Origin of the sequence: Thermoanaerobacterium aotearoense (assembly GCF_009905255.1) — a bacterium.
Classification (GTDB): domain Bacteria; phylum Bacillota; class Thermoanaerobacteria; order Thermoanaerobacterales; family Thermoanaerobacteraceae; genus Thermoanaerobacterium; species Thermoanaerobacterium aotearoense.
In genome coordinates, this window is the sequence record NZ_CP047602.1 from 1,930,896 (window position 1) to 1,942,447 (window position 11,552).

General features: G+C 33.4%; 12 protein-coding genes and 2 riboswitches. Of the genes, 2 read left to right on the forward strand and 10 right to left on the reverse strand.

The features are described 5' to 3' along the window. Nucleotides 1-3: 3 nt before the first annotated feature. Both GSH73_RS09685 and sigY read right to left on the reverse strand, forming a co-directional pair. Complete coding sequence (locus tag GSH73_RS09685) at nt 4-369, reverse strand: DUF5345 family protein (protein WP_014758214.1); 366 nt, start codon at nt 367-369, stop codon at nt 4-6. Then, nucleotides 366-896 (reverse strand): RNA polymerase sigma factor SigY, encoded by a 531-nt coding sequence (gene sigY, locus GSH73_RS09690; protein ID WP_014758213.1) that lies wholly within the window; start codon nt 894-896, stop codon nt 366-368. Before sigY ends, GSH73_RS09685 begins: the two co-directional genes overlap by 4 nt. Before the next feature lie 118 nt (nt 897-1,014). Between sigY and GSH73_RS09695 the strand changes: the two genes are divergently transcribed. Next, nucleotides 1,015-1,641: a class I SAM-dependent methyltransferase gene (locus tag GSH73_RS09695; protein WP_014758212.1), complete on the forward strand. Its 627-nt coding sequence runs from the start codon at nt 1,015-1,017 to the stop codon at nt 1,639-1,641. Between the two features lie 113 nt (nt 1,642-1,754). Then, nucleotides 1,755-2,045, forward strand: a complete 291-nt coding sequence (locus tag GSH73_RS09700) for a hypothetical protein (protein ID WP_014758211.1) — start codon at nt 1,755-1,757, stop codon at nt 2,043-2,045. Between the two features lie 49 nt (nt 2,046-2,094). Here GSH73_RS09700 and GSH73_RS09705 read toward each other — a convergent pair whose 3' ends face one another. The 8 genes from GSH73_RS09705 to GSH73_RS09740 all read right to left on the reverse strand — a co-directional run bounded on the left by GSH73_RS09705 (nt 2,095) and on the right by GSH73_RS09740 (nt 11,231). Continuing rightward, a complete protein-coding gene (locus tag GSH73_RS09705) occupies nt 2,095-3,366 on the reverse strand; it encodes an Nramp family divalent metal transporter (protein WP_014758210.1) in 1,272 nt (423 codons plus the stop codon). Nucleotides 3,367-3,527: 161 nt separating this feature from the next. Then, complete coding sequence (locus GSH73_RS09710; protein ID WP_014758209.1) at nt 3,528-4,178, reverse strand: coiled-coil domain-containing protein; 651 nt, start codon at nt 4,176-4,178, stop codon at nt 3,528-3,530. A gap of 6 nt (nt 4,179-4,184) precedes the next feature. Continuing rightward, nucleotides 4,185-4,904 (reverse strand): PspA/IM30 family protein, encoded by a 720-nt coding sequence (locus tag GSH73_RS09715; RefSeq protein ID WP_014758208.1) that lies wholly within the window; start codon nt 4,902-4,904, stop codon nt 4,185-4,187. Nucleotides 4,905-5,032: 128 nt separating this feature from the next. Next, entirely contained in the window at nt 5,033-6,325 is a 1,293-nt protein-coding gene (locus tag GSH73_RS09720) for a homocysteine synthase (protein ID WP_014758207.1), read from the reverse strand. A gap of 133 nt (nt 6,326-6,458) precedes the next feature. Beyond that, nucleotides 6,459-6,561, reverse strand: a riboswitch (SAM riboswitch). A 73-nt stretch (nt 6,562-6,634) separates the two neighbouring features. Continuing rightward, the gene (gene polX, locus GSH73_RS09725; RefSeq protein WP_038068557.1) at nt 6,635-8,341 is read right to left on the reverse strand and encodes a DNA polymerase/3'-5' exonuclease PolX; all 1,707 of its coding nucleotides are present in this window, start codon (nt 8,339-8,341) and stop codon (nt 6,635-6,637) included. A gap of 334 nt (nt 8,342-8,675) precedes the next feature. Then, a complete protein-coding gene (cysK, locus tag GSH73_RS09730; RefSeq protein ID WP_014758205.1) occupies nt 8,676-9,608 on the reverse strand; it encodes a cysteine synthase A in 933 nt (310 codons plus the stop codon). Nucleotides 9,609-9,767: 159 nt separating this feature from the next. Next, nucleotides 9,768-9,992 (reverse strand): copper chaperone CopZ, encoded by a 225-nt coding sequence (gene copZ / locus GSH73_RS09735; protein ID WP_014758204.1) that lies wholly within the window; start codon nt 9,990-9,992, stop codon nt 9,768-9,770. A gap of 93 nt (nt 9,993-10,085) precedes the next feature. Continuing rightward, nucleotides 10,086-11,231: a geranylgeranyl reductase family protein gene (locus GSH73_RS09740; RefSeq protein ID WP_014758203.1), complete on the reverse strand. Its 1,146-nt coding sequence runs from the start codon at nt 11,229-11,231 to the stop codon at nt 10,086-10,088. Nucleotides 11,232-11,419: 188 nt separating this feature from the next. Next, nucleotides 11,420-11,527: riboswitch (SAM riboswitch) on the forward strand. Nucleotides 11,528-11,552 lie beyond the last annotated feature (25 nt).

Genomic DNA, 11,552 nt, shown 5'->3' on the forward strand with positions numbered 1-11,552 from the left:
CCTCTACTCCTCTCTAAATTTTAATAACGGCACAACAGTTAACGGCAAAGATAAATAAATTATAATTTGACAAATGATTATTAACTTAAAATCTTTAAATGCAACTAAAATCAAAAATGCTATAAACGTAATTGAAACAAGCATGAAGATTGCAAGCTCTTTTCTATTTCTTTTTTTATTACGTATTTCATTAGCTTTTTGGATAAATTCAAATGCATTAATTTTTACGTTAGGTTCATTAAAAATATCAAACATATCTGAAATTTTGTTGAGTTTATTAAATGCATCATTATCTATGTTTTTATTATCTGACTCATTATAAAAAGAATCTATAAGCTTAGGGTCTATATCATTATGATATTTCTTCATATCCATTTCCTTCTTTCCATCTCATTCATAATATACTTAATGCAGTAGTGCAACCTTGAACGCACCGTTCCAACTGGACAATTCATTATTTTAGAAATTTCTTCGTATTTATATCCATAATAGTGTTTCAATATAAATACCGCCCTTTTTTCATATGGAAGGTTTAACAATATTTTCATAACTTCCTTATAATGGACCTTGTTTATAATGTCATCTTCTACATTACTTTCAGAAAATATATCTATATCATCTATACATTCAGCTATTTTGTTTTTTCTTAAAAAATCTTTGTAAATATTGATGGCAATCCTTATTAACCAAGAAGAAAATTTAAAATCCGGTGTAAACTTATTAATATTTAATACAGCTTTCAACATAGCCTCCTGTGCTATGTCCTGGGCAAGTGACATATTCCCCGTCATTTTAATGCAATATCCAAGAACAATATTATAATTTTCAGTTATAAGCAGATTTAATGCATATTTATCGCCGTTTTTTGCATCATTTATAAGTTTGCTCTCATCCATCACATGCCCACCTCTCATAAATATAACGCATAAATTTTAAAAAAGTTCACATTTATTTTAACAGATTTATCAGAAAAATAGATTTAGGTATAATATTGCATGAAGGAGTTGATTCAATATGGGAAGCTCAACGAATAGAACTGAAATTATTAAAAGAAGATATGAAAGAATTGCAAAATATTATGATCTGATGGAAAGCCTTATGGAGTCTTCAGGTGGTAAAAGGTGGAGAAATATGCTTTGGTCCGAGGTTTCAGGAAACACTATACTTGAAGCAGGTATTGGCACTGGCAGTAATATTTTATATTATCCTGAAGGTAAAAATATTTATGGTATTGATTTTTCACCTAAAATGGTAGAAATAGCAAAAGATAAAGCCAAAAGATATGGCAAAGATGTCGATATTAGAGTAATGGATATAGAAAGCCTTGAGTTTAATGATAATACATTTGATGCTGTCGTAACAAGCTGTGTGTTTTGTTCTGTGCCGGATCCTATAAAAGGATTAAAAGAACTTAAAAGAGTATTAAAAAATGATGGGAAGCTTTTTATGCTTGAGCACGTAAGAAGCAAAAAACTAATCTTAGGTACACTAATGGATATACTCAATCCTCTTACAGTAAACACATGGGGTGCAAACATAAATAGAGATACTGTAAAAAATTTGAAGATTTCAGGATTTAAAATACTCAAAGAAGAAAACCTGGCTCTTGACATAATGAAACTTATAATTGCAGGCAAATAAAAAAGTCGATATGTGAAATAAAAAAGTTCTATAAAAAGTTTCTCAATCTTCATAAGATCTTTATAATTGCATTGTATAATAAAATCACAATAAAAAACAAGGAGGAATCTTAAATGAGAAAGAAAGTTATAGCTATATTCGCAGGCGTGCTAATAATAGGTGCTATAGCATTTACGCAAATAACTGCATTAAGAGCAAAAGCCGATACAATTAATAACGGCTATGGGTTTAACATGATGGGTTCAAATTTCAACTATAGTGCCATGTACAACTACATGAAAGGACTGACAGCAAAAGATGTGCAAAATATGATGGGTGGAAATATAGATGAAAAAGATGCGCAAAATATGTTAAATGCATGCACAAATGCGCTAAAGAACGAAATCAATGAACAGCAAAAGTAATTTAGGAGCCAAATGGCTCCTTTTTTACACAGTTAATTCATATTTAAAATCATATCTGAAACAATGTAAGAATTCCTAAAGAACATACAAGTACGTATATTATCGCAAGCACGATTTTTTCCCAATTTTTTAATTTATATTTTTCAGGTAATGCCTTCCATCCCAGTGCTATCAAAAAACCAAGGACAATTGGCAAAAGCAACGAATTCATTATTTCAACCGAAATTGTCAATGTTACAAGGGGTACTCCTGATAAAACGATAATGGCGGAAACAATAATGCCTGCAGCATATAATCCATAAAATATTGGAGCTTCTTTCCACGATGAATTAAGGCTTCGCTTAAAATCCATAACTTCACCTAACGACCATGAAGTTGCCAATGAAACAACGACAGCTGCTATCAAGGAAGCACCGATAATACCTGCTGAAAATAAGATTTTGCCACCAACCTGACCTACAAATGGTATAAGTGAATCAGCAATCTGCTGAATATTCGTAAGTGAAACATTTGGATTTATCCGTCCAATAGTAGCAGCCGTTAATACAAGTACAACCGCCATGATTACCTGAGTCACAACTGAGCCGGCAGCAGTGTCAATTCGGCTAAACCTTATGGATTTTTCTGTTAATTTTTTGTCTATCACAGCGCCTTGTTGGTAAAATATCATCCAAGGCATTATTACCGCTCCAACATTTGCTGCTATAAGAAGCCTATAAGATTCATCGTAGAAAGGCTTCTGTCCGATAATCCCATTTATTATTGACGAAGTATCGGGATGTGCAAGTACAACCGCTGGTATAAAGCTTAGTTCAAATAGTCCAATAAATATAGCTATGCGTTCAACAATAGTATAACGTCCAAAGCCTGTTATTAATATTAAGGAGATTGATGCAAGTGATATGCTTATCCACTTCGGTATGCCAAACAATAAGCCAACGCTGGCAATGCCGGAAAATTCTGTGACTAAAGCACCTATAGCAGAAACCACAAGTGTTAAAACTGAGAACCATGCCCAACCTGCACCAAACTTTTCTTTGATCAATTCACCATGCCCTTTACCAGTTGTTATTCCAATACGCGTTGTAAGCTCCTGCACAAAATACAAAATCGGGATAAGTAAAAATTGCAGCCACAACAAACTATAACCCCATCTTGCACCAGATTGCGCCGATGTTATAATAGATCCTGCATCAGTATCTGCTAACATGACAGTAAGCCCAGGACCTATTGTTGCAAGTAGTAATAAAATAGCAGATTTTTTCTTTTTTGATCCTTCAAATTCATGAGATAGTGTAAGTTCGTTTTCGTTTAAAGACATTTAAGCACCCCTTATACATAAGTTTTTTATGAATTCAATAAAGCAATAAGAAATGTAAACTTATTTTTACAATTCTTTGATTTTGAAATTCATTATCAATTAGATTATACAATATATTTCCCTATATTGCAATAATAAATAGAACCCTTTTAGAGTTCTATTTATTTATTCATATCCTTTATATCAAATTTTAAGTCATTTAGCATGTCTCTTTGCTTTAATGATTTTAATTCAAGGATTTTAAGGTTTAACTCATTTTTAAGTTCATCTATGTCAGAAATATCTTTTTCAAGATCTTGTTTTCTCTTTTCAAGAGTCGATATTCTACTCTCAATTTCTATTTTTTCTTTAATATAATCTTTTGTTGAAGCCTCGTCTACAGAAATCATCGTTTCTGCAGCTTTCTCTAATCTTTCAGATCTTCTTTTCAAATTCTCAATCTCTGATAATAAATCATTTTTTATCTTCTCTGATTCTTCTTTGGCCTTATCAATTCGATTCAACTTATCATAATATTTGTTTAATTCTGGATCTATATCTTTGTATTCACGGCTTAATTTCTTTTGGCTATTAATCTCAATTCTCATTAAATCGTCCATCGTTAGATTGCCAATAGCAGCTTCTTTCCTCAATCTTTGGTAGTATTCAGTATCTATTTTACCCTCTGCGTACAATCTATCTATTACAGCTATCATTTCATCGTATTTGTCGTATTCGTAATGTCTTTCATGGTAGAATCCTCTATTTCCACAGCATCCAAAATCATCAATTAAGTCAAAGAACCTATAAAAACCTCTTCCGCCGCATCCCACTATAGCTCACTCCTTAATTGCTTGATTCTTTGCAGCTACTCTCTTTTTAAGTTCTTCAAATTCTTCTTCAGCTCTTTTTTGCTTTTCAATTTCTTTTAATTCTTTTTCTACATTATCTTCATCATCTAATATGTTATCAAGCATGCCTGCATCAACCATATAATCAATGGCTTGTGATTTTGCATATTTTTCTTTAATTTTTTCTTCTGCATTTCTTATTCTTTCACCTAAATCACTTGTATCATTTGCAATACCTGTCAGCGTTTCTTTTATCATTACCTGTGCATCCGATACTTTTTTCATAGTGATAAGTTCTTCTTTTTTGCTCTGTAATTTTATTAAATTGTCTTCCATTTGTTCCTTACTTTTTTCTATATTCTTAAGCTGCTCCTCTATGCTTTTTATCTGTGATTCAAGGTTTGTCTTTTTTTCTATTAAATCATTTTTATTTTGTATTGACGCTTTTGCTAAATCCTCTCTACCGCTTTCTAAAGCTAATTCAGCATTTTTGCCGTATTCTGATATTTTAATATTGATGCCGCTTAATTCATTTTCTAATTTTTTCTTTAATGTTGCCACATCTATCATAGATTTTTTTATTTTAGATAAATTTTCTCTCATCTCTACTAATGAGTAATTTAAAGTGTCTTCAGGATCCTCCATCTTTTCTACTATGTCATTTGCTTTAGCTCTAAAAATATTAGATATGCGTTTTACTAAACTCATAATTAATCTCTCCTTTACAATTTTATATTTTAATATTACCTTAAAAATGTGAAGATCTTGTGAAAAATATCTATTTTGCTAAAAAATATCAAGAGCCCTCTTCTATTGTGAAGAAAGCTCTATAATATTTATTCTGCTGCTTTTTTAAGTGCTTGGTCAAGGTCATACAATATGTCGTCGATGTCTTCTATGCCTATCGAAAGTCTTATTTGGTCAGGAGTTACACCTGCTAATGCCAATTCTTCCTCACTTAATTGGGAATGTGTCGTGCTTGCTGGATGAATTACCAAAGACTTTGCGTCACCAACATTAGCCAGCAATGAGAATAATTCAAGGCTGTTTATGAATTTGATTCCAGCATTTATTCCACCTTTTATTCCAAATGTCAATATCGCTCCAGCACCTTTCGGCAAGTATTTCTTTGCAAGTTCATGGTATTTGTTTTCTTTAAGCCCGGGATAGTTTACCCACGTCACATTTGGATTTTTTGCCAAGAATTCTGCTACTTTTTGTGCATTTTCTACATGCCTTTGGACTCTTAATGACAAAGTTTCCAATCCTTGTAAAAACAAAAATGCATTGAACGGGCTTAATGATGCACCAGTATCTCTTAAAAGCTGTACCCTTAACTTTGTAATATATGCGGCCGGTCCAAATGATTCAACGTATTTAAGTCCATGGTAGCTGGAATCTGGTTCTACAAATTCAGGGAATCTTCCGCTTCCTGCCCAATCAAATTTTCCTGAATCTACTATTACTCCGCCTATTGACGTCCCGTGGCCTCCTATAAATTTTGTAGCTGAATGTACTACTATATCTGCTCCGTATTCAAACGGACGGAAGAGATATGGCGTTGCAAATGTATTGTCTACGATAAGTGGTATTTTATTCTCATGGGCTATTTTCGCTATAGCCTCGAAATCAGGTATATTTATCCCGGGATTTCCTATTGTCTCTATATACAATGCCTTTGTTCTGTCTGTTATTGCACTTCTAAAATTTTCTGGATCATCTGGATCTACAAACGTCGTTTTAATGCCAAGTTTAGGCAGTGTCAAAGCAAATAGATTGTATGTTCCACCGTATAATGTGCTGGCAGATACTATTTCATCGCCTGCACCTGCTATATTTAAAATAGCGTATGTTATAGCAGCAGAGCCAGAAGCTGTCGCAACAGCACCAACACCGCCTTCTAAGGCTGCTATTCTCTTTTCAAATACATCATTAGTTGGATTCATAATTCGTGTGTAAATATTACCTGGTTCTTTAAGGCTAAATAAAGAAGCGGCATGTTCAGTATCTTTAAATATATACGACGATGTTTGATAAATTGGCACTGCCACTGCACCTGTAGTTGGATCTGGTTCTTGCCCCGCATGTACCTGCAATGTGTCAAATTTTAACTTTCTTTCTTCACTCATCTAAATCTCTCCTCTATTTTAATTTAATTTTAAAAAATTGAAATGCTCTTTCTTTACAATTCACCCCTCTTCACTTTTTTAGAATATTAAAAAGCCCTCTTCGATGTAGAAGAGGGCTAAATTTACGCCGCTCCTCTCATCTCTCAGGTTTCCCTGCAGGATTTGGCACCAAACGCATAATATATGCCGGTTGCCGGGTTTCATCGGGCCAGTCCCTCCACCACTCTTGATAAGAGGTTTCATATTCTATTTTATTTTTATTTATATTAACACTTTAAATCATTAATGTCAATATGTTTTCTTGGAATTTTATTTTAAAACCATTTTTAATTCATCAAAATCATACGTATTTATCACATCTTTCGCTTCAAGCCAGCCTTTACGAGCAATGCCTATACCATATTTTACATCATCAAGCCCTTCTATCCTATGTGCATCTGGACAGATTGCAAATTTTACACCTTTTTCTTTTGCATATTTTATGTATCTCCAATCAATATCCAGTCTATAAGGGCTCGAATTTATTTCAATTATTTTGCCATATTCAGCAGCACTATCTATAACTTTATACACATCGATGTCATAACCATCTCTTGCAAGGAGGAGTCTCCCTGTCATGTGTCCAATGATTTTTGTGTATCTATTTTTTATAGCTTTTATTATTCTCTCTGTCATGTCGTCTTTGTTCATTTTAAAGTTGGAATGAACAGATGCGATGACAAAGTCAAATCTTCTCAATATATCTTCGTCATAATCAAGAGAGCCATCTCTTAATATATCAGATTCTATGCCTTTTAATATCTTTATATCACTGTATTTGCTATTCAATTCATCTATTTCATCCAATTGCCTTAAAACATCTTCTTCTTTAAGTCCATTCGCATAAAATGCAGATTTACTGTGATCTGTGATACCAATGATTTTATAACCGCGATCTCTTGCCGCATTCACCATCTCAAAAAGTGTATTTGCACCATCGCTGTATATCGTATGTACATGAAAAACCCCTTTGATGTCTTTTTCCTCTATTAATACTGGAAGTAGCCCTTTTTCCGCTGCTTCAATTTCACCCATATTTTCACGAAGTTCTGGAGGAATATACGATAAATTGAGACTATTAAATATCTCTTCTTCATCACGGCATTTAATAGGCAGTTCATCTTTAAATAGACCATATTCGTTCATCTTTATTCCCATTTGCTTTGCCCTATGCCTCATAGCTGTATTATGCTCTTTGCTGCCTGTAAAATGGTGCAATGCATATGGAAATTCTTCATCTTTGACAACCCTTAAGTCTACATTTATGCCAGATCTCAATGTTATGCTGGTCTTAGTTTCACCCTTAGCTACAATATCCCTTATACCTTCATATTTTGTAAATACATCCATAAGCTTCTCAGGGCTTTCTGTGGTAGCAAGAACATCTATGTCCTTAACTATCTCTTTTCTTCGCCTTAAACTTCCAGCAATCTCGCATCTTATTGTCAATCCACTATCAACAAGGTATTGTTTTAATGATGTAGCCTCTATATATGCATCCATAAATAGATGCTTACCACTAAACTGTTTTATAAATTGTATGCCTTCCAAGATTTTTTTCTGCGTCTTTTCACCAAATCCCGGCAATTCTACAAGTCTATTTTCAATACAGGCATATTCCAGCTCACCAACCGTCTTTATATCAAGTTTGTCATACAATGTTTTTATCTTTTTAGGTCCAAGACCTGGTATTTTTAACATCTCAATGAGGCCCTCAGGTATTGATGCTTTAAGATTTTCGTAGTATTCAAGTCTACCTGTAGTAACAAGCTCAGTAAGCTTTTTATTAATCGCATCACCTATACCCTTTACATCTTTTAATCTATCTTCTTTTATTAATTTTTCAATATCGTCATCAAGGACTTCTATTGTACGAGCAGCATTATAATACGCTCTCGACTTAAAAGGATTTTCACCCTTTAATTCTAATAAAAGCCCTATTTCATTAAGTATATTGACAACGGTTTTCTTATCCACACTCATCACATCTCTATATTTTAATATCACCCAACCTAAATAATTGCCGATGTATTCTTAATATATTATATCATTTTAACTGTAAAACAAAAATAATAAAGTATGGTTCATGTGTAAACCATACTTTGATTTATAGTTTGTTTACTTTTCTATCCTAAAGATAGTTATAAAAATTACAGCTAATATTGAGCATACTCCATCATTTACAACCTTGACATTGTCTTGCATTATTGGCAAAATCAGAAAGCCCAAAAGTTCTCATTTAGATTTTTGAGTTTTGCTGTAAAAGTCAGGGTATTATACCATTTTATTCCTCTATGTTAAAGTATTTTGTTCAATCTTGGTACAATGATGTGGAAAGGTATCTTTCCCCTGTATCAGGAAGCAATACGACTATCGTCTTGCCTTTGTTTTCTGGCCTCTTTGCAATCTGAGTCGCTGCAAATGCGGCTGCACCTGATGATATGCCAACTAATAAGCCTTCAGATTTTGCCAATGCCCTTGAAGTTTCAAATGCTTCATTGTTCTTGACTTGGTATATTTCATCAATGATCTCTCTATTCAAAACATCAGGCACAAATCCAGCTCCTATTCCTTGTATCTTATGCGGGCCAGGTTTTCCACCAGATAAAACTGGAGAATCAGCAGGCTCAACTGCTACAATCTTTACATCAGGTTTTCTTGATTTTAAAACTTCACCAACACCTGTTATTGTCCCACCTGTGCCAATGCCTGCAACAAATATATCTACATTGCCATCAGTGTCTCTCCATATTTCTTCTGCTGTCGTCTTTCTGTGTATCTCTGGATTGACGGGATTTTTAAACTGTTGCGGTATAAATGCATTGCCATACTGTTTAGCCAACTCTTCAGCTTTTCTCACAGCTCCAGACATGCCTTCTGGACCAGGTGTCAACACTATTTCAGCGCCAAGCGCTTTAAGCAAATTTCTTCTTTCAATGCTCATGGTTTCAGGCATAGTCAATATTAATCTGTATTTTTTAGCCGCTGCAACAAAAGCCAATGCTATTCCTGTATTGCCGCTTGTTGGCTCAATTATAACAGTGTCTTTATTTATAAGCCCTTTTTCTTCTGCATCCTTTATCATAGCATATCCGATTCTGTCCTTTACACTGCTTAACGGATTAAAATACTCTAATTTTGCTATAAGCCTTGCTTCAATGTTATTTTCTTTATTGTAGTTTGACAATTCTAATAGCGGCGTATTGCCTATTAAATCCGTAAGATTTTTTGCAATCTTTGACATTGTATCCTCTCCTTTTAAAATATACTATTCCGATTGGATTTTATGTATTTATTATATATCAAATGAAGCTTTTTGTAAACAACATTTTTCAATTTTATTATACATTAAACATAAAAAAATAACCGCATTAGCGGTTAATTAATCATATAATAAAAAATATTAAGCTTCATATCCTGCATCAATTATCGCTTTTTTCATGTCATCTATAGTAACTTTTTTAGGATCGTATGTTACGGTGACATTGGCCTTATCTAAGTCTACTGTCGCTTTTGACACTCCATCAAGGCCTTTTAATGCTTTTTCTACAGTCATTTTGCAATGATTGCACGACATACCTCTTACATCGATCGTCACAGTTTCACCTTTTGGACCAAATAAACTCATGTTTAAACTCTCCTTTCTATACTCATAAGGGGTATTACCTATACATAGTTTAATTTAACTGAACATGAAAGTCAATTATTTTATGATATCATCTCATTCTACTTTGATTTTCGTCTTAGAGTTCATTATACGCAGTGAATACATTGGAACCTTTACCTTAAAATTCTTATATGTATTATCACCCATCATTATATCTACAAAGTATGATAGCACATTAGGAAAATGCCTTACAGATTTCTCTATGAAGTCCATATTATTGTATGTGAATTGCGCTAATCTGTATGCCCAACCGATATCTGGCACAATTTCTCTATTGAGTCTAAGAGTGTATTCATTCAATCCACATTCTCCATCGAAATGCTTTTTTATAACGTCAAAAGAGATGTCTGCAGTAAGCAAAGCATTGTATATCCCTTCACCTGTAAATGGATCGGCAAGCCTTGTAGCATCTCCAATTAGTATTACTTTATCATCATTAAATACCCCATCGCTTCCATCAGGAAACGACAATTGATGACCGTAAATTTTACAGTCTTTTATATTTTCGTCCACATTTCCCTCTATCATTTTAGACAGTATTTCCTTTATATTTGAAATTTTATTTAAAAAAGTCCCGACACCAATAGACAATCTATCACCTTTAGGAAATACCCATCCATATCCATATTTTATCGCATTAAAATCCACCACAACTTTTCCTTTTAATCCATCTATTAAGCTATTATCGACATATACTTCACCTTCAAGCGCTATACCTTTTTTACCGTTTATTAATCTTGTTTTATAAGCCACGTTGCTGTTTATCCCATCTGCACCTACTAAAATCTTCGTTTCATATTCGCCTTTGTCTGTCATCACAACAAGACTTTTTCCATTATCATAAAAGTCATAAAATGTTTCCCCATCATGTATTTCACACCCGTAATAAGCTGCCATATCGATCAAATATTTGTCAAATTTAACCCTGTCTACCTGATATATTATAGGTTCATCGGTTTGTAAAACAGTCTGTTTGCCGTTTGGAAATTTAAAGACAATTTCATTGGTAATATCTTCTACATATTGGCTTATATCAATATCTAATAACTTATAACACCTTTTCGTTATTCCGCCACCGCAGGCTTTGTACCTTGGAAAAACATGCTTTTCTATCAACAATGCCTTATATCCTTCTTTAGACAGCTTTCTTCCTAATGTGGATCCTGCAGGTCCTCCACCTATTATTATTGCATCATACATTTTTTTCACCTCTAAGTTCAATTATAATTGCAAAATATGCTAAATAAAAGCTGCAAATTGGATTATTTTAATCTATTTATAATTAAACAGTTGTTGATACAAGGAACGATGGAAAATACCTTTCACGTTATTGACATCATCAATTAATGAATATATAATTATTTTAACAATTTAAAATCGTAAATCAAAACTCATCAAGAGCGGTGGAGGGACTGGCCCTATGAAACCCGGCAACCGTCATGTTTTATGAAAATGGTGCTAATTCCTGCAAAGCGTATAGCTTTGGGAGATGAGTAGATGTGAGTATCTACGCCTCATCTC

Coding starts and splice junctions, on each gene's coding strand:
- GSH73_RS09685 (WP_014758214.1), bottom strand. CDS start 369: ATGAAGAAATATCATAATGATATAGACCCTAAGCTTATAGATTCTTTT.
- sigY (WP_014758213.1), bottom strand. CDS start 896: ATGGATGAGAGCAAACTTATAAATGATGCAAAAAACGGCGATAAATAT.
- GSH73_RS09695 (WP_014758212.1), top strand. CDS start 1,015: ATGGGAAGCTCAACGAATAGAACTGAAATTATTAAAAGAAGATATGAA.
- GSH73_RS09700 (WP_014758211.1), top strand. CDS start 1,755: ATGAGAAAGAAAGTTATAGCTATATTCGCAGGCGTGCTAATAATAGGT.
- GSH73_RS09705 (WP_014758210.1), bottom strand. CDS start 3,366: ATGTCTTTAAACGAAAACGAACTTACACTATCTCATGAATTTGAAGGA.
- GSH73_RS09715 (WP_014758208.1), bottom strand. CDS start 4,904: ATGAGTTTAGTAAAACGCATATCTAATATTTTTAGAGCTAAAGCAAAT.
- GSH73_RS09720 (WP_014758207.1), bottom strand. CDS start 6,325: ATGAGTGAAGAAAGAAAGTTAAAATTTGACACATTGCAGGTACATGCG.
- cysK (WP_014758205.1), bottom strand. CDS start 9,608: ATGTCAAAGATTGCAAAAAATCTTACGGATTTAATAGGCAATACGCCG.
- copZ (WP_014758204.1), bottom strand. CDS start 9,992: ATGAGTTTATTTGGTCCAAAAGGTGAAACTGTGACGATCGATGTAAGA.
- GSH73_RS09740 (WP_014758203.1), bottom strand. CDS start 11,231: ATGTATGATGCAATAATAATAGGTGGAGGACCTGCAGGATCCACATTA.